21 protein-coding genes are annotated in these 23,809 nt (G+C 58.5%); 9 read left to right on the top strand and 12 right to left on the bottom strand.

The annotated features are described in order from the left end of the window. The first annotated feature begins 42 nt into the window (after positions 1–42). Genes glmU through AC2FGB_RS10125 form a run of 4 tightly spaced genes read left to right on the top strand, consistent with a single transcriptional unit; the run spans position 43 to position 4,454 of the window. Entirely contained in the window at positions 43–1,395 is a 1,353-nt protein-coding gene (gene glmU, locus AC2FGB_RS10140) for a bifunctional UDP-N-acetylglucosamine diphosphorylase/glucosamine-1-phosphate N-acetyltransferase GlmU (RefSeq protein ID WP_496693931.1), read from the top strand. 3 nt (positions 1,396–1,398) lie between these two features. Next, positions 1,399–3,219 (top strand): glutamine--fructose-6-phosphate transaminase (isomerizing), encoded by a 1,821-nt coding sequence (glmS, locus tag AC2FGB_RS10135; RefSeq protein ID WP_496693932.1) that lies wholly within the window; start codon positions 1,399–1,401, stop codon positions 3,217–3,219. Positions 3,220–3,222: 3 nt separating this feature from the next. Next, positions 3,223–3,768, top strand: coding sequence for a pyridoxamine 5'-phosphate oxidase family protein (locus AC2FGB_RS10130; RefSeq protein WP_496693933.1), 546 nt, complete (start codon positions 3,223–3,225; stop codon positions 3,766–3,768). Further along, positions 3,765–4,454, top strand: a complete 690-nt coding sequence (locus AC2FGB_RS10125) for a DNA alkylation repair protein (RefSeq protein WP_496693934.1) — start codon at positions 3,765–3,767, stop codon at positions 4,452–4,454. Before AC2FGB_RS10130 ends, AC2FGB_RS10125 begins: the two co-directional genes overlap by 4 nt. On the opposite strand, the gene AC2FGB_RS10120 is transcribed toward AC2FGB_RS10125, so the two are convergent. Next, complete coding sequence (locus AC2FGB_RS10120) at positions 4,442–4,858, bottom strand: hypothetical protein (RefSeq protein WP_496693935.1); 417 nt, start codon at positions 4,856–4,858, stop codon at positions 4,442–4,444. The two genes, AC2FGB_RS10125 and AC2FGB_RS10120, sit on opposite strands and share 13 nt — an antisense overlap. A 90-nt stretch (positions 4,859–4,948) precedes the next feature. On the opposite strand from AC2FGB_RS10120, the gene moaA reads away from it, so the two are divergent. Both moaA and AC2FGB_RS10110 read left to right on the top strand, forming a co-directional pair. Beyond that, complete coding sequence (moaA, locus tag AC2FGB_RS10115; protein WP_142634932.1) at positions 4,949–5,956, top strand: GTP 3',8-cyclase MoaA; 1,008 nt, start codon at positions 4,949–4,951, stop codon at positions 5,954–5,956. Between the two features lies 1 nt (position 5,957). Next, entirely contained in the window at positions 5,958–7,274 is a 1,317-nt protein-coding gene (locus AC2FGB_RS10110) for a 3-deoxy-D-manno-octulosonic acid transferase (protein ID WP_496693936.1), read from the top strand. 37 nt (positions 7,275–7,311) lie between these two features. On the opposite strand, the gene AC2FGB_RS10105 is transcribed toward AC2FGB_RS10110, so the two are convergent. The 7 genes from AC2FGB_RS10105 to AC2FGB_RS10075 all read right to left on the bottom strand — a co-directional run bounded on the left by AC2FGB_RS10105 (position 7,312) and on the right by AC2FGB_RS10075 (position 15,231). Then, entirely contained in the window at positions 7,312–8,475 is a 1,164-nt protein-coding gene (locus tag AC2FGB_RS10105) for a M20 aminoacylase family protein (RefSeq protein ID WP_496689736.1), read from the bottom strand. A gap of 15 nt (positions 8,476–8,490) precedes the next feature. Then, the gene (locus AC2FGB_RS10100) at positions 8,491–9,639 is read right to left on the bottom strand and encodes an MFS transporter (RefSeq protein ID WP_496693937.1); all 1,149 of its coding nucleotides are present in this window, start codon (positions 9,637–9,639) and stop codon (positions 8,491–8,493) included. A gap of 68 nt (positions 9,640–9,707) precedes the next feature. Continuing rightward, entirely contained in the window at positions 9,708–10,985 is a 1,278-nt protein-coding gene (locus AC2FGB_RS10095; RefSeq protein ID WP_142634941.1) for a DUF3422 family protein, read from the bottom strand. A gap of 108 nt (positions 10,986–11,093) precedes the next feature. Beyond that, positions 11,094–11,450, bottom strand: a complete 357-nt coding sequence (locus AC2FGB_RS10090) for a VOC family protein (RefSeq protein ID WP_496689734.1) — start codon at positions 11,448–11,450, stop codon at positions 11,094–11,096. 160 nt (positions 11,451–11,610) lie between these two features. Further along, entirely contained in the window at positions 11,611–13,065 is a 1,455-nt protein-coding gene (locus tag AC2FGB_RS10085; RefSeq protein ID WP_271950227.1) for an NAD(P)(+) transhydrogenase (Re/Si-specific) subunit beta, read from the bottom strand. A 13-nt stretch (positions 13,066–13,078) separates the two neighbouring features. Then, the gene (locus AC2FGB_RS10080) at positions 13,079–14,650 is read right to left on the bottom strand and encodes a Re/Si-specific NAD(P)(+) transhydrogenase subunit alpha (RefSeq protein ID WP_142634946.1); all 1,572 of its coding nucleotides are present in this window, start codon (positions 14,648–14,650) and stop codon (positions 13,079–13,081) included. A 128-nt stretch (positions 14,651–14,778) separates the two neighbouring features. Continuing rightward, positions 14,779–15,231: a methyltransferase family protein gene (locus AC2FGB_RS10075; RefSeq protein ID WP_496693938.1), complete on the bottom strand. Its 453-nt coding sequence runs from the start codon at positions 15,229–15,231 to the stop codon at positions 14,779–14,781. 183 nt (positions 15,232–15,414) lie between these two features. On the opposite strand from AC2FGB_RS10075, the gene kynU reads away from it, so the two are divergent. Beyond that, positions 15,415–16,608, top strand: a complete 1,194-nt coding sequence (gene kynU / locus AC2FGB_RS10070; protein WP_496693939.1) for a kynureninase — start codon at positions 15,415–15,417, stop codon at positions 16,606–16,608. Here kynU and AC2FGB_RS10065 read toward each other — a convergent pair. Further along, positions 16,601–17,167, bottom strand: a complete 567-nt coding sequence (locus AC2FGB_RS10065; RefSeq protein ID WP_496693940.1) for a TetR/AcrR family transcriptional regulator — start codon at positions 17,165–17,167, stop codon at positions 16,601–16,603. The genes kynU and AC2FGB_RS10065 overlap by 8 nt on opposite strands. Positions 17,168–17,281: 114 nt before the next feature. Here AC2FGB_RS10065 and AC2FGB_RS10060 point away from each other — a divergent pair, with 114 nt between their 5' ends. Together AC2FGB_RS10060 and AC2FGB_RS10055 are read left to right on the top strand one after the other, a co-directional pair. Beyond that, on the top strand, positions 17,282–17,746 hold the full coding sequence (locus AC2FGB_RS10060) for a (2Fe-2S)-binding protein (RefSeq protein WP_496690871.1): 465 nt from the start codon (positions 17,282–17,284) through the stop codon (positions 17,744–17,746). Between the two features lie 3 nt (positions 17,747–17,749). Beyond that, positions 17,750–19,990 carry a xanthine dehydrogenase family protein molybdopterin-binding subunit gene (locus AC2FGB_RS10055; RefSeq protein ID WP_496693941.1) on the top strand — a complete coding sequence of 747 codons (2,241 nt, stop codon included), beginning with the start codon at positions 17,750–17,752 and terminating at the stop codon, positions 19,988–19,990. A 42-nt stretch (positions 19,991–20,032) separates the two neighbouring features. On the opposite strand, the gene AC2FGB_RS10050 is transcribed toward AC2FGB_RS10055, so the two are convergent. The 3 genes from AC2FGB_RS10050 to AC2FGB_RS10040 form a co-directional block, all read right to left on the bottom strand. Beyond that, the gene (locus AC2FGB_RS10050; protein WP_142634959.1) at positions 20,033–20,812 is read right to left on the bottom strand and encodes a gamma-glutamyl-gamma-aminobutyrate hydrolase family protein; all 780 of its coding nucleotides are present in this window, start codon (positions 20,810–20,812) and stop codon (positions 20,033–20,035) included. Positions 20,813–21,032: 220 nt separating this feature from the next. Then, entirely contained in the window at positions 21,033–21,458 is a 426-nt protein-coding gene (locus AC2FGB_RS10045) for a GlcG/HbpS family heme-binding protein (protein ID WP_271950308.1), read from the bottom strand. A gap of 25 nt (positions 21,459–21,483) precedes the next feature. Further along, a complete protein-coding gene (locus AC2FGB_RS10040; RefSeq protein ID WP_496689728.1) occupies positions 21,484–23,616 on the bottom strand; it encodes a malate synthase G in 2,133 nt (710 codons plus the stop codon). Between the last annotated feature and the right edge of the window lie 193 nt (positions 23,617–23,809).

The following is a 23,809-nucleotide window of genomic DNA, read 5'->3' as shown; positions in this document are numbered from 1 at the left end:
GATAAAACGGACTGCAACAAAACACAAAGAGAAAACGATTTCATGAGTATCGCCCTTGTCATCCTTGCTGCCGGTAAAGGCACCAGGATGAATTCGGATATCCCGAAAGTCCTGCACCCGATTGCTCAGGCGCCTATGCTGGTCCATGCCATGCGCGCTGGTGCTGTTCTGTCGCCCGAGCGGACCGTCATTGTCACCGGGCACGGGTCCGAAGCCGTTGCCAAAGCAACCCTGGCCGAGGACGAGACCGCACAAATCGCCATTCAGGCCGAACAGCTGGGCACCGCCCATGCTGTCGCACAGGCGCGTGAAGCGCTGCAGGGTTTCAACGGCGACGTGGTTGTTCTGTACGGGGACACGCCCTTTTTGCAACCCGATACGTTGGAACGTATGATCGAAGCGCGGACCAAGAACGATCTGGTTATTCTGGGTTTTGAGGCCGCAGATCCTGCACGCTATGGCCGGTTGGTCATGAACGGACAGACCCTTGAACGCATCGTCGAATACAAAGACGCCTCGGATAAAGAGCGCGATTTAACACTTTGTAATTCTGGCCTTTTAGCCTGTGACGCAGAATTGCTGTTTTCGCTGATCAACAGCGTGGGAAATGACAATGCCGCCGGTGAATATTACCTGCCGGATGTCGTGGCAATCGCCCGATCCCGTGGCCTGAATGTCACCGCAGTCGCCTGTGACGAGGCACAAACGCTGGGTGTGAACTCGCGCGTTGACCTGGCCGCTGCGGATGCGGTTTTTCAGGCCCGTGCCCGCGCCGAACTGCTGGATCTGGGGGTCACGCTGATGGCGCCGGAAACCGTTTATCTGGCCGCCGACACCGTCATTGGCCGCGACACGGTGATAGAACCCAATGTGGTCTTTGGCCCCGGTGTCACGGTGGAAAGCGGCGCGACGATCCGGGCATTTTCTCATCTTGAGGGCTGCCATGTCAGCCGCGGTGCCATCGTTGGCCCCTATGCCCGGCTGCGCCCCGGCGCTGAGCTGGCAGAAAACACCCGCGTCGGTAATTTTGTTGAGATCAAGAATGCTGAGATCGCCGAAGGCGCGAAGGTCAACCATCTCAGCTATATCGGGGACGCAACGGTTGGGGCGGCGACGAATATCGGCGCGGGTACGATCACTTGCAATTACGATGGCGTAATGAAGCACCAAACAACCATCGGCCAGAACGTCTTTATCGGATCGAACACCATGTTAGTGGCACCTGTCACCATTGGTGACGGCGCGATGACGGCCACCGGAACCGTGGTGACGCGCGATGTGGAAGCGGATGCTTTGGCCGTTGCGCGCGCCAAGCAGGACAACAAGCCCGGTTATGCGCGTAAATTGTTTGACATGTTGACGGCGAAGAAGGCTCGTCGCGACAAAGGAGCCTGACAGATGTGTGGGATTGTAGGTGTATTGGGCAAGCACGAAGCTGCCCCTATCCTGGTCGAGGCCCTAAAACGGCTGGAGTACAGGGGGTATGACAGTGCAGGCATTGCTACGGTCAATGGCGGATCCCTGGGTCGGCGTCGGGCTGTAGGCAAGCTGGTAAACCTCAGCGACCTTCTGGTGCATGACCCGCTTCCAGGTAAATCCGGTATCGGCCATACCCGCTGGGCCACCCATGGCGCGCCGACAGTTTCGAATGCCCATCCCCACCGGGCCGGGCCGGTTGCCGTTGTTCACAACGGCATCGTTGAAAACTATCGGGAGCTGCGGACAGAGCTGGCGGAACACGGGATCGGGTTCGAAACCGAAACCGACACGGAAACCGTCGCCCTGATGGCCGAACATTACCTCAAATCGGGGCTGCCCCCGGTTGAGGCCGCCAATAAAACCATCGACCGGTTGGTCGGCGCATTTGCCCTGGCCTTTCTGTTTGACGGCGAAGATGACCTGATCGTGGCCGCGCGCAAAGGCTCGCCACTGGCAATCGGGCACGGGGACGGAGAGATGTTTGTCGGCTCGGACGCCATCGCGCTAGCGCCGATGACGGATCGCATCACCTATCTGGAAGAAGGTGACCGTGCGGTTCTGACCCGCACATCGCTGGAAATCCGCAACGAAGCAGGTGAGCTTGCCAATCGCGAAACCCGCAAGATCAAAGTGGATCACAGCCGCGCTGACAAGGCCGGGCACAAGCATTTCATGGCCAAGGAAATCGCGGAACAGCCGATTGTGGTTGCCGAGGCGATCCGGTCCTACCTGCCCTCTGCCGGGGATCAGGTCGTTCTGCCGGGAGATCTGGATTTCACCAAGCTAGACCGTCTGACGATGGTCGCTTGCGGGACTGCTTTCTACGCCTGTTTGACCGCCAAATACTGGTTCGAGCAACTTGCCAGAATACCGGTCGAAGTCGATATCGCCAGCGAATTTCGCTATCGCGAACCTCCGATCCCGGAACGCACTATGGCGCTGTTTGTCAGCCAATCGGGTGAAACCGCCGACACGCTGGCCGCCCTGCGGTATTGCGACGGCAAAGCGGACAAGGTCGTCTCAGTCGTCAATGTTCCAGAAAGCTCGATCGCACGTGAAAGCGACATCGCCCTGCCGATCCATGCCGGGGTCGAGATAGGCGTCGCCTCGACCAAAGCCTTCACCTGTCAGCTGAGCGTGTTGCTGATGCTGGCGCTCAAGGCTGCCGCGGACCGTGGCACGTTGAGCGACGAGGAACTTGCCGATCACGCCGCCGCGTTGCGCGGGCTGCCTTCGGTGCTGAACACCGCGTTGGATCAGAACCGGGCCATCAGGAAATCCGCCCAGCGCCTGTCCGAGGCGCGCGATGTTCTGTTTCTGGGACGCGGCCTGATGTACCCGCTGGCGATGGAAGGGGCGTTGAAACTCAAGGAAATCAGCTATATCCATGCCGAAGGTTATGCTTCGGGTGAGCTAAAGCACGGCCCCATTGCCCTGATCGACAAACACATGCCCGTGGTGGTTCTGGCCCCGCGAGACACGGTGTTCGACAAAACCGTGTCGAATATGCAAGAGGTCATGGCACGCAAGGGTAAAGTCATCCTGGTGTCCGATGATGACGGCATCGCCGAGGCGGAAGACGGGGTCTGGAGCACGATCCGCATGCCGCATGTGCACCCCAGCCTTGCGCCGATCCTCTATTCGGTGCCCGCTCAGCTGCTGGCCTATCATACGGCGGTGGCCAAGGGCACGGATGTGGACCAGCCGCGCAATCTGGCGAAATCCGTAACGGTGGAGTGACGCATGTCCAAGCAATTTCCGGCGCTGGATAACGCCCATCGCAAGTTTATCGAGGATCAGCATCTGTTCTTCGTCGGCACCGCCGGACCTGAAGGACGGGTCAACATCTCTCCCAAAGGGATGGACTCGCTGCGGGTACTGGGGCCCAATCGGATTATCTGGATGAACCTGACCGGCAGTGGCAACGAAACCGCCGGGCATTTGCTTGAGGTCAATCGCATGACCCTGATGTGGTGTTCCTTCACCACACGCCCGCTGATCCTGCGCACCTATGGCACCGCGCGTACATTGCATGCCGGGGATGAGGGCTGGGACGCGTTGGCCGGGCTGTTTCCCTACCACCGCAGCGCCCGCCAGATCTATGACCTTGCGATTGACATGGTTCAGACCTCTTGCGGATATGCCGTACCGTTCATGGAATACCAGTCCGAACGTGACACGATGCAGAAATGGGTCGACGGTAAGTCCGATGACGATATCCGCGATTATTGGGTTGAGCGGAACCATCAGACGATCGACGGCAGGCCAACACGCGCTGCGGACCTATGACGCCCGTCACCTATCTTGACCAGATCCGCGCCCATGCCGACCCAGAGCGCGCCGTGCAGATGGCGGCTTATCACAAGGTCGAACGCCTCTATCTGGGCGTTGCAAATCCGGTTCTGAACGACCTGACCAAACTATGGCGACAGGAACTGGACGTTGCTGCGCGGGTGGATCTGGCTGACGCCCTCTGGCAGACCGATATCCACGAGGGCCGTCTTGCCGCAGCCAAGTTGCTGACCCAAGCCCGTTTCCGCCCCGATGAGGCTGCTTGGGCATTGCTGCAAAGCTGGTTGCCTGATTTTGATGCCTGGGCGGCGGCGGATCACGCCTGTATGGCGATGCAGAAACGCTTGTCCGCCGACCCGGAGCGGTTGGATCAGGTCGAACTCTGGACCGCGTCAGACCACATGTGGACACGGCGCGCCGCGCTGGTTGCCACCCTGCCCTGGACCAAACAGAACCACCCCAAGCCAGATGATCTGGACCGGCGCGACCGTATTCTTGGCTGGGCAGCGGGTTATGTGTCTGACCGTGACTGGTTCATCCAGAAAGCAATCGCATGGTGGCTGCGCGAGCTGTCGAAACATGACGCGGACCGAGTGGTTAACTTTCTGCGCGACCATAGTGCGGCCATGAAGCCCTTTGCCCGGCGTGAAGCTGGCAAATATCTGAAAGGTCAGTTGGAATAAACATCCAGCTCGACAAGTTCGTCATAAGGCAAAAGCAGCGCCCGCATCGCATCCAGCGACAGCCTGCTGCCGCCGCTTTCGGGCCCACGGGCCGGGACCAGCGTGATATAGGCCTGCGCCCCTGTTCTGGGCACGACAACGCGCCCCGTGAACTCTGTCTCGACCAAAGGCGTTTCCATCCAGCGTCCCGGCGTTGTCGGATCACCTAAGCTGGCAATGGTGGTCTTGGCACCAACCCAACCAGCGGCGGTTGCGGGGACCGGAACGGATTCGGTGACGTCAGCTTCCGCGGCGACCTCTGGTTCAGCCGCAGGTTTGTCGCGACCGAAAACCCGATCAGTTGTCGAGCGGACAGTGTCACAGCCCGCAACAAGGATACAAATGGTCAGCAGAGTGTATTTCATGGCCTGAACTTAGCCCCCCTCACAGGACTGTGCCAGCACAAAGCACAGTTCTGGCTTGTCGCAGGCCAGTCGCCGCTTTACGTATGACTCATGACAGCTCCGCTTATCGACCCGTTCGCACGTGCCATCACCTATCTCCGCGTCTCCGTTACGGATCGCTGTGATTTTCGCTGTGTTTACTGCATGTCCGAAGACATGAAGTTCCTGCCGAAAAAGGACCTGCTGACGCTGGAAGAGCTGGACCGTATGTGCACGACCTTCGTGAAGATGGGCGTGGAAAAGCTGCGCATCACCGGGGGCGAGCCGCTGGTCCGCCGAAACATCATGTCATTCTTCAATGCCATGACCCGGCATCTGGACAGCGGCGCGTTGAAAGAGCTGACGCTGACAACCAATGGCTCGCAACTGCACCGCTTTGCTGACGATCTCTATGCGGCGGGCGTGCGCCGGGTGAATGTGTCGCTGGACACGTTGGATGATGAGAAATTCAGCCAGATCACCCGTTGGGGCCGGTTGAAACAGGTTCTGAACGGAATTGATACTGCCCAAAAGGCTGGCCTGCGGGTCAAGATCAACGCTGTGGCCCTGAAGGGGTTCAACGAGGCCGAACTTCCAACAATCACCCAATGGTGCGCTGAGCGCGACATGGATCTGACCTGGATCGAGGTGATGCCGATGGGCGATATCGGGAACGAGAACCGTCTGGATCAGTACTGGTCGCTCAAGGATGTCCGCAAGGAATACGAAAGCCACTATACCGTGTCCGATCTGGCAGAACGCACTGGTGGACCCGCGCGATATGCGCGGCTTGAAGAAACGGGCCAGAAGATCGGCTTTATCACACCGCTGTCGCATAATTTCTGCGAAAGCTGCAATCGCGTCCGCCTGACCTGTACGGGTGAGCTGTATATGTGTCTGGGGCAAGAGGATATGGCCGATCTGCGTGCCCCCCTGCGAGATCATCTCGATACCGAGGCGCCGCTGGAACAGGCCATCCGCGCGGCGATAAATCTTAAGCCCAAAGGCCACGACTTCGACTATTCCCGCCAGGCGGTCGATGGCAAGATGAGCCGCCACATGAGCCATACGGGCGGCTGACATGACCGCCCCCTCTGGCCAGCCGACGCTGCTTTACCGTTTGTATTGCAGCCTGACCGCCGTTGCTGCACCTTTGGCTTGGCGCACCGTGCGCAAGAAACTCCTGGCGGCAGATGTCCCGACAATTCGCCAGCATGAAAGGCTCGGCCATGCCAGCCTACCACGCCCCAAGGGCCGATTGATCTGGTTCCACGCTGCAAGTGTGGGAGAAACCCTGTCGGTCATCAGCCTGATCAAACGGCTGGGTGAACGCCTGCCGGATGCCCAGTTCCTGGTTACCTCGGGCACCCCAACTTCGGCGGCGCTGATCGAAAAACGGATGCCACCCCGTACGCGACACCAGTATCCGCCGCTGGACACCGCAGGGCCGGTCCGGCGATTTCTGGATCACTGGCGCCCCGAAGCCGGAGTATTTGTCGAAAGCGAAATCTGGCCACGCCTGATCGTTGACGCGGCTGGACGGGGAATCCCTCTGGCCCTGTTGAATGCGCGCCTTTCAGATAAATCCGTCGAAAGTTGGAAAAAACGTCCACAAACCGCACGATTCATTTTGGACAATTTCAGCCTGTTCCTGACCCAGAATGGCAAAACCGCCGCTAATCTGGTGGACATGGGGGCTGTGGCGGACCGCGTGCAACCGGGAACCAACCTCAAAGCGATGTCCGATCCGCTGCTGGTCGATAATTCTGTGTTGGAAGATATTCAGACCCAGATTGCAGGGCGTCCTGTGTGGATCGCCAGCTCGACCCATGCCGGAGAAGAAGAAATCGTTCTGGCTGCCCATGCAAAATTGCTGGAACGCTGGCCCGACCTGCTGCTGTTGTTGATCCCGCGCCACCCCGAACGCAGACAGGATGTGGCCGCGCTGTTGAAACAGGCCGGTCAATCCGCAGTTTTCCGAACATCGGAGGGGCGGATCGAAACTGAAACACAGGTCTATGTTGCCGACACACTGGGCGAGACGGGCACGTGGTATGCGCTGTGCCCAATCGTATTTCTGGGCGGTTCGCTGCACGAGATCGGCGGCCATAACCCGTTCGAACCCGCGCAGGCTGGGGCGGCGGTAATAACCGGTCCCGGATACTTCAACTTTGCCGAAACCTTCGCGCCGCTCATCGAAACCGGTGGCGCGATTGAGGTGAACTCTGCGCAAGACCTGACAAACGCGGTCACGATTTGGCTCACCGATCAGGCCGCGCTGAATGCAGCGCGCGCTGCCGCGAAATCCTGCGTCAACACGCAGAAATCCGCGCTCGATTCCATTGTCGAGACACTGTGCGCCCGGTTGAAACTGGAGACCAAACCTTCATCTGGCTAAGGGCATTAGGGGCAGCGCAGGTGCCTACCCCTTGGGGTCAAGCCGCTGGCATCCTTTGCTCCACGATTTCGGCCCACCAGCTGCATCCCGCGGGGATGGCTTCATCGTTGAAGTTATATTCGGGATGGTGAACTGCTGCGGTGTCCCCATTACCCACCAGAATATAAGCGCCGGGGCGTTCTTCGAGCATAAAGGCGAAATCCTCGCCGCCCATGATTAGCGGGGCCTGGTCACAATCGCCCGAGACGGACCGCGCCACCCGCGCTGCGAAATCGGTTTGATCATCACTGTTCACCATCACCGGGTAGCCCCGGTAATAGGTCACCTCAACCGCTCCTCCAAATGTGGCGGCCACTCCGGTGCAGATCTCGGTCACGCGCTTTTCGGCCATATCCCGCATGTCCCGGCTCATTGTACGGACCGTACCGCGCAGCTTTACAGTCTGAGGGATCACGTTGAATGCGGTTGAAGAGGTCTCAAACGAAGTCACCGACACAACCACCTGATCCACCGGATCGGCATTCCGGGAAGCGATGGTCTGCAATGCCAGAACCGCCTGCGCCGCCATAACGGTTGTGTCCACGGTTTCGTGGGGTTTGGCTGCGTGACCGCCCTTGCCCTCGAACACAATGTCGAACTGATCGGTTGCCGCGAAAAACGCGCCGGGACGGATGGCGAAACTGCCCACCGGACGTCCGGGCCAGTTGTGCATTCCGTATACTTCCTGAATGCCCCAGCGATCCATCATCCCGTCTTCACACATCTCACGACCACCGCCGCCGCCTTCTTCGGCAGGTTGGAAAATGACCACCACTGTCCCGTCAAAATTCCGCGTTTCCGAAAGGTATTTCGCCGCCCCCAACAACATCGCAGTATGACCATCATGGCCGCAGGCGTGCATCGCCCCATCGGTATTCGAGGCATAGTCCAATCCGGTCGCCTCATGGATCGGCAGCGCATCCATATCGGCACGCAAACCGATAACCTTGCCGCCCGTGTCCGCCTTGCCCTTGATCACACCCACCACGCCCGTTCGGCCAATTCCGGTGACCACCTCATCGCAGCCGAACTCTTTCAGCTTTTCCGCCACCAGCGCACTGGTGCGATGGGTTTCAAACAGGATCTCTGGATTTTGGTGGATATCACGCCGCCATTCCGTGATTTCACTCTGCAGTTCTGCGAAGCGGTTTTTGATCGGCATGTGTATCTCCCAAAATCATCGTTCGTCGCTGTCACCGGGACGCAACGCGCCTGACAACAGGACAATGAAAACAGCCAGCGGCAGCAAGGCCATGAATGCAAGACGCAATGTAAGCATCTCTGCCAGAAACCCAATAAGGGGCGGGCCAATCAACAACCCGCCATACCCTAATGTGGCCACGCTGGCGATGGCTTGACCAGGCGGGACATGCGGATCATTTGCCGCCCTGCTGAACGCAAGCGGCATGATCACTGCATATCCAAGCCCCATCAGTCCAAACCCAACCAGAGCAATCCCGGCATCATAGGCCGATACCACAGCCAGCACCCCCAAAGCGGCGCATACCCCTCCGAAACGGGCCGTCGCGGTTGGTCCGAACCGCGCGATCACGACACCACCCACCAGACGGAACGCGACCATTGTCACCGAAAAGACGGCATATCCCAGCGCCGCGACGCTTTCGGGTGCACCGGTCACATCCCGCAGGAAAATCGCGCTCCAGTCCGCGACGGCCCCTTCACCCAATGCCCCGCACAGGGCAATAAACCCGACAAGTATCAACGCACCCGACGGAAGTGCAAATATCGCCCCGCCCGAGGGCGCAACGCGGCGTGAATTCCACTGCACACGGGACAGAGCCAGTGTCAGCCCAACTACGATGCCACCGGCCAGCAAAAAGTGCTGTGTCACCGTCAGGCCCATCTGTATCGCACCAAATCCGCTCAGCGCTCCCAGACCGGCCCCCAGGCTCCACATCGCGTGAAAAGACGACATAACGGGCCTGTCATAAGCGCGCTCAACCTCTGCTGCCCAGGCGTTCATCGCCACATCCATTGAGCCGTGGAAGGCCCCGAATACGAACAGGAAAAACGCCAATGCCCAAAAGCTTCCGGCAAAGGCCAGCAAGATAAGGGATGCGGTATAAAGAATGGCGATGATCCGTGTGATCACCACAGCCCCGAACCGATCTGTCAGACGTCCGGTAACCGGGAACGAACACACAGCCCCAGCCGCCATGAACAGCAAGCCATAGCCAAGCGCTTCGTGCGATAGGTCCAGGTGATCCCTGACTGCGGGAATACGCGAGGCCCAGATCCCGAACAAAGCGCCGTTCAAAATGAACATGGCCGCCACGGCCCGCCAAGCGGCCATAATTCCGATCACGTATTTTCCTTTGCTCCGCGCCCGCCCCTGTCAGTTCTACAGCCTAGGGAAGTTTTAGCAAACGCGGATTAGGCCAACCGCTTTCGTATATGCCTGATACCCAGCCAGACACACAGGACAACCGGCAAGGTTGCCGCCGCGGTCAGCATCCCCTTGCTGATCCCGGTGGCGGTCAACGGGTACAACAGATAGCTGGCCAGTGAGACCGCATAATAGCTAATCGCCACCACGGAAAGCCCCTCGACTGTGTGCTGCAACCTCAGGGCCAGATCAGCACGGCGGTCCATACTTTCCAGCAATGCCTGATTCTGGGCGCTGCGTTCCACATCTACCCGGGTCCGCAGCAACTCACCCCCCCGGATCGCCCGGTCGGACAAGGTCTGCAGCCGACTTTCCGTGGCTTTAACAGTACGAATTGCGGGCTCATACCTGCGCATCATGAAATCGGCAAAGGACTGACGGCCCTCGAACCTTTCCTCGCGCAATACTTCGATCCGTTGGTTCACGATGGCTTCATAGGCCCCGGTAGCCCCAAAGCGAAATGCGCATCGGGCAGAAAGCGTTTCCAATTCGATGGATGTAGACAGCAGATCCGGCAGTAGTTCGTCAGGATGCGCCGAGTTATCTGTCATCTGCCCCATAAGCCGGGTCAGCTTTCCATCCAGCTCTCCGATTTTCGGCATCAGTTGCTTGATTCGAGCAAAGCCCAACATGGACATGGCCTTGTAGGTTTCGATCTCGCACAGGCGCTGGATGATGCGTCCGGTTCGGCGCTGTCCTGTTCCCTTGGTCACGAAGAGCGCGAACCGCATATGCCCAGCCGGATCAATCCGAAAGTCACTGGCACAAATCGCAGCATCATCCAGCACGCGCGCAACCGCAAGGCTTTCGGGTTCGAACCATTCGGCCAGCGCGGCTTTTACCGCCTCATCATCTGGTCTTTCAGTCACCCGAACCATGGCCGAGGTTATCCTCTGGCCCGGGCTGGCCATCAGCCAATCAGGTGGGAAAGCCTCAAAATCAGCGGGGTTGAAGGCCCGGTCACTGACATTCCGGGTGATCGCCGTATAGGTCACAAATTCCGTGTGCTGCTCCCACTTGAGCCAGTGACGCCCGATCTGACCAGCGTAATGCGTCGCGTCCGGCTGCGGGTGCTGCGCACCGTGACGGTCCAGAAGATTGACCAGATGGGCAATGTCTTCGCTCCGGTCCCGCGCAACCGCCGCCACGGGTTTCTTGATGGCCAAAAACGCAACGGTGCATGGCGTCGAGGCCACGGGAAACGGGCGCGCATGCAGCTCGTTGGCCAGCGAATAGCGCAATGGATGATCGTCGATCGGCGTCATTGAATGCTCCGGCGTTGTCCGGCGCACTATACGACAGTTCAAAAATACATCAATTATCTTTTTATTTCAATACCTTACATGGATACTACGGTATACAAACCCCTTATGTCATTGATTTGGCTGCCACAGTTCGATTGGGTTGCCCTCAGGGTCGTGAATACGTGCGAATTTTCCAACCTCGCTATCCCATTCCGGATTGGTCTCGACGGCAATGCCTGCGGCTTGCAACTGGGTCGTCATGGCAGACAGATCATCAACCCGAAAATTGATCATCCACTGCTGCTCGGCGCGGCCAAAATAATCGGTGTCCTGCGCAAACGGGGCAAAGACCGTATAGCCTTCGCGCTGTTTCCAGGGGACGGGATCGTAATGATGAACGCCAAGATGGGTCTCGTACCAATCCCGCAACGCTTCCGGATCTCTGGCGCGAAAAAACATGCCACCTATGCCGTTGACCTTTTCCATGGGGCACCTCCTTGTCTCTCTATAATAGCCCAAGGATACCACATTCTGCCCGCCTCATCTGGCCAAAAAAATATTGGGGGCTTGGAGGCAAAGCCCCCAACATGACAAACAAGAAAAGGGCGCCCGAAGGCGCCCTTTGCATTTTGGTTAAGGCTTTAGATCAATCGATCATTGGCAGCAGCTTGTCCAGCGATTGTTTCGCGTCGCCATAGAACATGCGGGTGTTCTCTTTGAAGAACAGCGGGTTTTCGATGCCCGAATAGCCGGTGCCCTGACCACGCTTGGATACAAACACCTGCTTGGCCTTCCAGCATTCCAGAACCGGCATGCCGGCAATGGGGCTGTTGGGATCTTCTTGCGCCGCAGGGTTCACGATGTCGTTGGAGCCGATCACAATGGCAACATCCGTATCCGGGAAGTCGTCGTTGATCTCATCCATTTCCAGAACGATGTCATACGGCACCTTGGCCTCGGCCAGCAGAACGTTCATGTGGCCCGGCAAACGACCGGCAACCGGGTGGATCGCAAAGCGCACATTCTTGCCCTGCGCCCGCAGCTTGCGAACCAGTTCGGACACCGATTGCTGTGCCTGCGCCACGGCCATGCCATAGCCCGGAATGATCACCACGCTGTCGGCGTCATTCAGGGCTGCGGCAACACCGTCGGCCTCGATTGCAATCTGCTCGCCTTCGACAGCCATCTGCTCACCTTGCGGACCACCAAAGCCACCCAGGATCACACTGACAAAGTGCCGGTTCATCGCCTTACACATGATGTAGGAGAGGATCGCACCGGACGAGCCCACCAGCGCACCGACCACGATCAGCAGGTCGTTGCCCAGCGAAAAGCCGATGGCCGCAGCCGCCCAGCCTGAATAGCTGTTCAGCATCGACACAACCACCGGCATGTCGGCACCGCCGATGCCCATGATCAGGTGATAACCAATAAACAAGGCGGCCAGCGTCATCAGGAACAGGGGCAGGAATCCGCCCGTGGACGTGTACCAAACCAGACAGATCAGCGAGAGCCCCGCCGCAGACGCATTCAGCGCGTGACCACCGGGCAGTTTGGTTGCCGTCGATGTAACCTTGCCAGCCAGCTTGCCATAAGCCACGACCGAACCGGTAAAGGTGATCGCGCCGATGAAGATGCCCAGGAACAGTTCCACGTGCAGGATTGCCAGCTCTGCCGCTGTCTTCTTGGCGATCAGCTTGGCAAACGCGCCCAGGTCGGAAAGGTCGACGTCTTTGGCGGCATCAACAACCGCAAAAACTTCGGCGACATTCTTGATTTCAAAATGCGCGTTGAAACCCACGAACACAGCCGCCAAACCAACCAGCGAATGCATCGCAGCCACAAGCTGTGGCATCTCGGTCATCTGGACGCGCTGCGCCACATATTGACCGATCAGACCACCACCTATGATCAGCAGCAATGACAGCAGCCACAAGCCCGAACCGGGGCCGACCAGCGTAGCGAAAACCGCCAGCGCCATACCGACGATGCCATACCAGACAGCGCGCTTGGCGCTTTCCTGGTTCGACAGGCCGCCAAGCGAGAGGATGAACAGAACAGCCGCAACAACGTAGGCGGCAGTGGTGAAGCCATAATCCATGTGCCCGGCCTCCTTAAGATTTCTGGAACATGGCAAGCATGCGCCGAGTTACGAGGAAGCCACCGAAGATGTTGATCCCGGCCATGAAAACGGACAGAGCCGCCAGCAGAATAACCAGGAACGACCCGGATCCGATCTGCATCACTGCGCCAACGATGATGATCGACGAGATCGCGTTGGTAATCGCCATAAGCGGTGTGTGCAGGCTGTGCGCGACGCCCCAGATCACCTGGAATCCCACGAAGATCGCCAGCACAAAGACGATGAAGTGCTGCATGAAGCTGGCCGGAGCAATCAGACCGATCAACAGCATTAGCGCACCGCCGATACCCAGCAAGGTGAACTGCTGTTTGGTTTGCGCCTTGAAGGCCGCAACTTCCTGCGCCTTTTTCTCCTCCGGGGTCAGCTCCCTGACCTCAGGCTTTTTCTGAGCGGCAATCGCCTGAACTTTCGGCGGCGGTGGCGGGAAGGTGATTTCACCTTCATGCGTCACGGTTGCGCCGCGGATCACGTCGTCTTCCATGTCATGGTTGATCTGACCATCCTTTTCAGGCGTCAGGTCTGTCATCATGTGACGGATGTTGGTTGCGTAAAGCGACGAAGACTGCGCCGCCATCCGGCTTGGGAAATCGGTATAGCCGATGATGGTCACGCCATTATCGGTCACGATCTTCTCGTCAGCAACGGTCAGCTTGCAGTTGCCGCCTTTTTCCGCCGCAAGGTCCACGATCACCGAACCCGGTTTCATCGCTTCGACCATGTCCTTGGTCCAAAGCTCGGGCGCTTCGCGGTTCGGGATCAACGCGGTGGTGATCACGATGTCCATTTCCGGAGCAAGTTCGCGGAACTTGGCCAGCTGTGCCTCGCGGAATTCATCGGACTGAACACTGGCGTAACCGCCGGTTGCCGCGCCGTCCTGCTGGTCTTCTTCGAAGTCCAGATAGACAAATTCGGCGCCCATGGATTCAACCTGCTCGGCCACTTCGGGGCGCACGTCGAACGCATAGGTGATTGCCCCCAGCGAGGTCGATGTCCCGATCGCGGCCAGACCGGCCACACCGGCACCTACGATCAGAACCTTGGCAGGCGGTACTTTACCAGCAGCCGTCACTTGACCGGTGAAGAACCGGCCAAAGTTGTTTCCCGCTTCGATCACCGCGCGGTAGCCCGCGATATTGGCCATCGACGACAGAGCGTCCATCTTCTGGGCACGACTGATACGCGGCACCATTTCCATGGCGATCACGTTGGCGCCCTTGGACTTGGCGGCCTCCATGCCCTTTTCATTCCCTGCGGGGTTGAAGAACGAGATCAATGTCTTGCCCTTTGCAAGACGCTTCAGCTCGGTTTCATTTGGCTGACGTACCTTGGCGACGATGTCGGCGGCTTTCCACAGCGCCGCCGCGGTTCCGATAACCTCGACACCCGCCTCTTTATATGTGGCGTCCGAGAACCCGGCCGCAGCGCCGGCCCCTTTCTCGATCAGGCACTCATACCCGAGCTTTTGCAGTTGACGGGCTGAATCCGGAGTCATCGCGACCCGGTTCTCACCGTCAAATGTTTCCTTTGGCGTTCCAATCTTCAACGGCGCGTCCCCCTAATTTTCGGTCAGTTCGCAAGGATAGTTGGCATTCTATCTGAAGAACCAGTTTTAACTGCGCAAGATTATTTCGCAAGCGCAGCATTGTTACGTCGTGTAAAATCCCGTCAACCTCAGATCCAGCGGCGGGTTTGCCTTTCATATCTGGCGAAATCCGTGCGAAAGGCACGGCGCATACGGTTTTCTTCCGGCACAATAAACCTGCGTTCCAAAATCCAGACAAAAACAGGCATCAACACCAAGGACAGCACCGCGTCAAAACGCAGAATCAAGCCGGCCAGAATAAGTACATCGCCAACGTAGATCGGATTGCGGCTGCGCTTGAAGATACCTGTTTGAACCAGACTCGATGGAGTTTCATGCGGCAGGACGGTCGTTCGATGCCGACGAAACTCGGCAATCGCCAGCACGACAAGAACGACGCCGCCCCCGATCAGAAGGCCGCTGAGCAGGTCGGTAAACCCGCTGGCCAGCGACAGACCGAAGGACGCATAGGTCGCCTGCAGCCAGGCGAGAACAGCAAAGGCCACCAACCAAGCGGGCGGAATGTCGAGTTTGCGCTTCATGCTTGTTCCTCTGATCCTGCGGTATGGATGTCGCATTTGTCGGGGTATGTACCGCTTTGCATCCACGAAAGCAAAACCACAGTTGGTCGCATCTGTGCATTTTCGGCCGAACGCGTAGACACGGCAGAACTGATCAGATAGCCCTTTAGTCAGACATTTGTCAGAATTCTGCACAGGACCTCCATGACTGATTTCGCTGCAACCAAAGCCATGTTCGATCTGCCGAATGGAACCATTTATCTGGACGGCAACTCGCTTGGCCCATTGCCACGTGCTGCCGCCGAGCGGGTGAGTGGAATGATGACACACGAATGGGGTCAAATGCTGATCACCGGTTGGAACAAGGCCGGGTGGATGGGGCTTCCGACCGGGCTTGGCGACCGTATCGGACGGTTGATCGGTGCGGAACCGGGTACCATCGTGACCGGCGATACCCTGTCGATCAAGGTCTATCAGGCTGTTGCCTCGGCGCTGGAGCTTTGCCCCGACCGCAAGGTTGTGCTGTCTGATAACGGCAATTTCCCTTCGGACCTTTATATGGTCGACGGTCTGCTGCGTTCACTCGGATCGGAATACGAATTACGGGTGGTCGCACCCGAGGATGTTGCCGAAAACATCACCAAAGACGTCGCGGTTCTGATGCTGACCGAGGTCGATTACCGGTCTGGCCGGATCCATGACATGAAGGCGCTGACGGAACAGGCTCATGCGAACGGCACAATAACCGTTTGGGATTTGGCCCATTCCGCAGGGGCGATCCCGGTTGAGCTGTCCAGTTGCAAAGCGGATTTTGCCGTTGGCTGCAGCTATAAGTATCTGAACGGAGGCCCCGGCGCGCCGGCGTTCATCTATGTGGCGCCCCGCCATGCGGATCGCGTGCGCCCTGCATTATCCGGGTGGCTGGGCCATGAAGCCCCGTTCACGTTCGATCTGGATTACCGCCCCGGACAGGGTATCGAGCGGATGCGTGTCGGCACACCTCCGATCATCCAGATGACCGCGCTGTCTGCGGCGATGGACATCTGGGACATGGCCTACATCATGGACGTGCGCGCCAAGTCAATCGAACTGACCGAGCTGTTTATTTCGGGCGTCGAGGCCACCTGCCCTGACCTGAAACTGGCCAGCCCCCGCGACCCTGCGCAGCGTGGCAGTCAGGTTTCATTCCGTTTCGCCGATGGCTATGCCGCAATGCAGGCCTTGATCGCGCGCGGCGTGATCGGTGATTTCCGCGCTCCGGACATCATGCGCTTTGGGTTCACCCCGCTTTATATCGACGAGCAGGATGTAAACGGCGCGGTGGACATTCTGGCCGACATCATGACCAACCGGTTATGGGACGCACCGGAATACAAAGTCAGACAGCGGGTTACCTGATTTCCAACGCTGCACCAATCATGGCGGCAAGGTTCGAGTTCATCCGGTCAAATTCTTGAAAATCCGTCGCGCTGATTTTGTTTCCCCGCAGCGCAGAGGCAATGGTCTCCGCAGTCTCTCTTGCGCCATCAAACAAACGGACACGATCATTCGACGCTTCTTTCTGTAGCCACCCGGTATATAAAGATTGCAGCCGGGCCTCGCCCTGCGTGATGATATCCGAGGCCAGCGACTTTCCTGCATCCAACAGTTCCATCCCGTGTGGAGAGGACATGATCTGAGCCATACCATCGGTCTGCACGTGGATTGCCTGGCCGATGATCTGCGAAACCGAGCCGTCTGCATGAAGGGCTTTCGTAACGGCTTCGATCTTCTCCTCATAGTGCAACTCGGTGAGTCTGCGCAGGATCGCCTCTTTGTTGTCGAAATACAGATACAATGCCGGGCGCGAGATCCCCACGCCCTTTGCGATTTCATCCATCGACGTCTTTTTAAATCCGTAAGCCGCGAATGCCTTACGCGCCGAATCCAGTATGGCAAGGCACTTTGCGTCTAGCACGAAATCTCTCATCTGTACCTTTTGACACTTTTCACTCAATTTGTCAGTTGACACTCTGACACTCACACCCATTTATGTCAGAACGTCACTAAATGCCAAGAGGGAGACGCAGCTATGACGGCCAGCTTAAAGATAAATGGGACGTCATATGAGGTCGATCTACCCGAGGATGTCCCCCTTTTATGGGTTCTGCGCGACGAGATCGGACTGACCGGCACCAAGTTTGGCTGCGGGGTTGCGGCATGCGGCGCCTGTACCGTTCATATAGACGGAGAAGCCGTGCGCTCTTGCCAGGTTGCCTTGTCCGATGTCTGGGGTGACGTCACCACAATCGAAGGTCTGGGCAGCCCGGACGCGATGGCCAAGATACAGCAGGCCTGGGTTGACCATCAGGTTGCGCAATGCGGTTATTGCCAGTCGGGTCAGGTCATGCAGGCCGCCGCGCTATTGGCCGAGAACCCCAGCCCCACGGATCAGGACATAGACGATGCGATGCAGGGCAATCTGTGCCGCTGCGGCACCTATCCCCGTATCCGTGCCGCGATCCATGACGCAGCCTCCAGACTGAAGGAGGCATAAGCGATGGCCTCCGTAGGAAAAATTCTTCGCCGCACGTTTCTCATCGGCTCAGCCGCCATTGTTGGCGGCGTCGCGTTTGGCGCCTATTATGTCAGCCGCCCGGCAGCCAACCCGCTGAAGCCTGGCGATGGGGAAACCGCGCTTAGCCCGTTCATCCTGATTGATCAGCAGGGCGTAACCCTGTTCGCGCCACGTGCCGAGATGGGACAGGGCGTAATGACCACTTGGGTAGCCCTGATTGCCGAAGAGCTGGACGTCGAATTGGACGATATCCGGGTCCTTCACGGGCCTGCGGCAGCCGCCTATTACAACTCGGCCATTTTGGGTGAGAGCCTGCCGAACAAGGGATATGACATCTCGAACTTCCAGCACAATCTGGCACAATCGCTAGGCGTTCTGGGCAAGGTTGTCAGCCTGCAGGTCACCGGCGGATCGACCTCGATGCGCGACGGGTTCGAACGTATGCGCGAGGCAGGGGCCACCGCCCGCGAAACACTGAAACAAGCCGCTGCTGATCGTCTGGGCGTGGAGCGTGACCAGTTGAAGACCGAAAACGGCGCCGTGATCGCGCCGGACGGGACGCGCATTCCCTATACCGAACTGGCTGAGGCCGCCGGACAGATCGAGCCCATGCAGGTCGAGCTGCGCGATCCCTCAGATTGGCGTTTGCTGGGACAGAACCTGCCACGAGTCGACATGGTTGGAAAATCCACGGGCACGGCTGAGTTCGGCATCGACGTGCGCCCCGAGGGTCTGAAATTCGCCTCGGTTCGGATGAACCCGAAACTAGGCGGTGCGATGAACGGCTTTGACGCCAGCGCTGCGGAATCCATGCCCGGCGTAGAGAAGGTGGTCGATCTGGGCAACGGCGTAGCGATTATTGCCAATAACACCTGGCTGGCCATTCAAGCGGTTGAGGCCATAGAGGTCGATTGGGCCGACGCCCCCTACCCGCCGGATACCGACGGTATTTTCGCCAAGATTGCCGAGGCGTTTGACGACTCGCCAAATTCGACCATGCGCGATGATGGGGATGTAGACACGCTGCCCGACGGGGCCACCGAAATTACCGCTGAATATCAGGTACCCTATCTGGCACATTCCACGATGGAACCGATGAACGCCACCGCGCTGTTCACCGGTTCCAAGCTCAAGCTGTGGTGTGGCAACCAGGCGCCGACCTTCCTTCTGACCCGCGCTGCAAATACGGCGAATCTGGATAAAGAAGTGGTCGAGATTCACACCACCTATCTTGGTGGCGGATTTGGTCGTCGCGGAGAGCTGGATTTCATCGAAATCGCAACCAAGGTCGCCATGGCCATGCCCAATACTCCGGTCCAGACCACCTGGAGCCGTGAAGAGGACATGCGCCACGATTTCTACCGCCCCGGCGCGCTGGCGCGGATGCGCGGCGCGGTCAAAGACGGCAAGGCAGTTCTGATCGACGCCAAGGTTGCATCGCAATCCTGCACGCAACAGGCCGTGGAACGCATATCGGGCCTGCCCGGCGCTGGCCCCGACAAGGTCCTGGTCGAAGGTCTTTTTAACCAGCCCTATGCCGTGCCGAACTACCGCGTCAGCGGCCACATCGCCGATCTGCATGTACCTGTCGGGTTCTGGCGTTCGGTCGGCAATAGCCATAACGGGTTCTTCCACGAGACATTCATGGACGAGCTGGCCCTGGCCGCCGGTCGTGACCCGCTGGAGTTCCGTCTTGAGCTGGCCCAAACCGAGCACGCACCGTCGGCAGCTGTCCTGCAAGCCGTCAAGGAAATGTCAGGCTGGACGGGTGAAACGCCCGCCGGTGTTGGTCGTGGCGTGGCAATGACCTACAGCTTTGGCACGCCTGTGGCGCAGGTGGTCGAAGTGGTCGATGAGGACGGCACCATTCGCATCGCAAAGGCGTGGATCGCCTGCGATGTGGGTCTGGCGCTGGATCCCGGAACGGTCGAGGCGCAGATGTTCGGTGGCATGATCTATGGCCTGTCAGCAGCCGTGATGGGCGAGATCACCTTCGCCGACGGTGAGGTCGAGCAATATAACTTCCCCGACTATGACGCGCTGCGGATGCATAACGCCCCGGTGACCGAGGTTCGTATTCTGGAAACCAATCGCCATCTGGGTGGTGTGGGTGAACCGGGCACGCCTCCGTCGATGCCAGCACTTGGCAACGCCCTGTTCGACCTTACCGGCAAGCGCGCCCGCAGCTTGCCGTTGATCAATCAATTCAATCTGCTGGTTTGATAGCAAAGCGCCGGTCCCTTCAATCAGGGCCGGCGGAGGGACTCAGGCGGTTTGTTTAACCAATCCCGATCGCACTCCTGCGGACCAGTCGCGTGCCGCATCGCCAAACGCCTCAAAAAGCGGCCGCGAGACAGGGTCATTGACCGCGTCCCATTCCGGGTGCCATTGCACCGACAGGGTGAAACCGGGCGCGTCCTGCACATAAATCGCCTCGGGCGTGCCGTCTGGTGCAGCGCCGTCAATCACAATGCGATGTCCAACAGTTTTGATCCCCTGCCCGTGCAGCGTGTTGGTCATCACCTCGGCAGCGCCCATCAACCGATGAAACACGCCCCCCTCGGTCAGGTTGACCACATGGCGTAGGGCAAATTTCTCTTCCAAGGTGCCGTCGGGGGGCATCCGATGGTTCATGCGCCCCGGCAGATCGCGGATTTCTGGATAAAGCGTTCCGCCCATGGCCACGTTGACCTCCTGAAAGCCGCGGCAGATGCCGAAAAAGGGCTGCCCTCTTTCGACACAGGCCCGCACCAAGGGTAACGTGATCGCATCGCGCGCCCGGTCGAAATCGCCATGCGCGTCGGTCGCAGGTTCGCCATATTCCTCGGGGTGAACATTGGGACGCCCCCCTGTCAGCAGGAAACCATCACAGACCTCAAGCAGTTCCTCGACACAGACATACCGCGGGTCGGCAGGGATCAGCATCGGCAAGCAACCCGAGACATTGGCCACGGCGTCCGAGTTCATCGTGCCGCCGGCATGAGTCGGATATTGATCGTTCATCAAATATGAATTGCCGATGATACCGACGACAGGTCGAGCCATTATTCTTTCCTAGTTCTTTCCGTACGTTCCGGGAAAGGTATCGACAGGGTCACAGGCGCGCAATAGCACATAGCCTGTGTGTCAGCGCAAGTCTCTGTTCACCCCTGCACAACAAGGGGCCTGATCGGACCACCGCCGAATTGGCCCTATTCGCTTTGCGCGCCGCTTGTGCCTCGTAAAGATCGGAGAGCCTTTGCCGGCTCTCCGAGTTCACCAAAGGTCAAACTTCGCCAGTCAGCCCGGCCGCTTCGATCCCGGCCATGGCAGCGATGGCGTCGTTATCCGACGTGTCGCCGGTCACACCGACTGCGCCGATTACGGCACCTTTTCGGTCACGTAGCAGAACACCACCCGGAACCGGCACGACCTGACCGCCATAAACACCGTTTACGGCGGCCATGAAATAGGCCTGCGCCTCGGCGCGTTGCATCTGGGCTGTGCCCGCCATCCCCAGCATGACCGAGCCATAGGCCTTGCCCTGCGCAATCGCAAAACGACCAGGGGCAGCACCGTCTTCACGCTCAAACGCGATGACGTGGCCACCAGCATCAAGAACGATGACCGAGAGGGGTTTCAGCCCCAACTCGCGCCCTTTTTCAAGGGCTTTGCGGATAAGGGTACGGGCTTTGCGCAAAGAAATTACCATATTCGATCCAGTCATTTCTGTTGGGTTAAAGGCTGGCTTTCATCTCCAGTCGGCGGGCGTGCAGGACAGGTTCGGTATAACCCGAAGGCTGAACACGGCCTTTGAAAACCAAATCACAGGCCGCCTGGAAGGCGATGCCGTCGAAACCGGGAGCCATTGGGCGATACGCCGGATCGCTATCATTCTGCCGATCGACCACTACGGCCATTTTCCGCATCGCGGCCATGACTTGCGCCTCATCGACAGTGCCATGATGCAGCCAGTTGGCCAAGGCCTGAGACGAAATCCGGCAGGTGGCACGGTCTTCCATCAGGCCAACATCATTGATGTCCGGCACTTTCGAACAGCCAACGCCTTGATCGACCCAGCGAACCACATAGCCCAGGATGCCTTGCGCGTTGTTTTCGATCTCACGCGCAATCTCATCATCGCTGAGGTTGCGGTCGCCCAGCAAAGGCACGGTCAGCAGATCATCCAGCGTACCACGTGCGCCACCGGCAGCCAATTCGTCCTGGCGCTCTAGGACGTTGACCTTATGATAATGTGTTGCATGCAGAGTCGCGGCAGTCGGCGACGGCACCCAGGCGCAAGTTGCACCCGATTTCGGGTGACCGATCTTGGCGTCCAGCATGTCACCCATACGGTCGGGCATCGCCCACATGCCTTTGCCAATCTGTGCCTTGCCCTTCAAGCCACATGCCAGACCGATATCAACATTGCGATCTTCATAAGACGCAATCCACGGCGTGTTCTTGATGTCGCCCTTGGGCAGCATTGGTCCTGCCTCCATCGAAGTGTGGATTTCATCCCCGGTCCGGTCCAGAAAGCCGGTGTTGATGAAGGCCACGCGCGATTTGGCGGCGCGGATACATTCCTTGAGGTTCGCCGAGGTGCGGCGCTCTTCATCCATAATACCGAGCTTTACGGTGTTGCGCGGCAGGCCGAGGATGTCTTCAACCATATCGAAAATTTCGACGGCAAAGGCAACCTCTTCAGGTCCGTGCATCTTAGGCTTTACCACGTAGACCGAACCAGTGACCGAGTTGCCGCCATCGCGCTGCAGGTCGTGCATCGCAATGAGAGTGGTGCACAGCGCGTCCATCAGACCTTCGCCGATCTCGCGCCCTTCGGCATCCAGAACGGCGGGGTTGGTCATCAGGTGCCCCACATTGCGGACCAGCATCAGCGACCGGCCCTTAAGAACACCAGCGCCACCGTCCGCCGCGGTAAAGGTCAGGTCATCGGCCAGTTTGCGTGAAAAAGTCGTGCCGCCTTTGCTGACCTCTTCGGTCAGATCACCCTTCATCAGGCCCAGCCAGTTGCCATAGGCAACCACCTTGTCCTCGGCATCCACACAGGCGACTGAATCTTCGCAGTCCATGATCGTCGACAGCGCCGATTCAAGATGCACGTCAGCAATACCGGCCGGGTCGGTGGCGCCAATGGTGCTAGAGGTGTCAATCACGACTTTGACATGCAGACCGTTGTTCTTCAGCAGAACAAAGTCCGGGTTTTCAGCGGCACCGCCAAAACCCACAAACTGCGCTGCATCTGCCAGCGCGGGCACCAGAACCCCATTTTCAACGCGCAGTTCTGACATTTCAGCCCACGATCCGCTGGCCAGCGGGGCGGCATCGTCCAGAAACGCTTTGGCCCAAGCAATCACGCGTGCTCCGCGCGCATCATCATAACCACCACCGACGGGAAGATCGCCCATCGCGTCGGTGCCATAAAGCGCGTCATACAAGCTGCCCCAGCGCGCATTCGCAGCGTTCAGTGCAAAACGCGCATTGGTAATAGGAACCACCAGCTGAGGACCGGGAATCAACGCGATCTCGGGATCCACATTGTCAGTTTCGATCTGAAAATCCCCGCCTTCAGCCACCAAATAGCCGATCTCGCGCAGGAAATCCTGATAGGCGGCAGCATTATGCGGCTGGCCATTGTTTTCCAGATGCCAGGCATCGACGCGCGCCTGGATATCGGCCCGCTTTGCCAAAAGTGTACGGTTCTTTGGGCCCAACTCGTGAACCATCTGCGCAAGCCCGTTCCAGAAGGTGTCAGCCGCAACGCCTGTTCCAGACAGAGCATGCCCTTCTATGAATTCGGTCAGAATCCCGTCGACCTTGAGTCCGCTCCGCATCCGTCTGCTGCTCATGCCACATTCCCTCGTATGTACGCCGTTGTATACAGGCCCCAATTAGGGCGGATATTTCCGATAGGCAACATGTCTTGGTCAGTTTGGGTCTTTGGTCGTCAGGCCACTTCGACATCGACAGATGCTTATCGCCTATTGAGCAAGCTTACTTGCACCGCTTGCAGCCCATCGCAGCAACCCATAACGTCGCGCC

It is taken from the genome of Ruegeria sp. CDSC021, assembly GCF_059610845.1.
The sequence above is the reverse complement of the archived record's forward strand: the minus strand, read 5'-3'. Positions and strand labels throughout refer to the sequence as shown.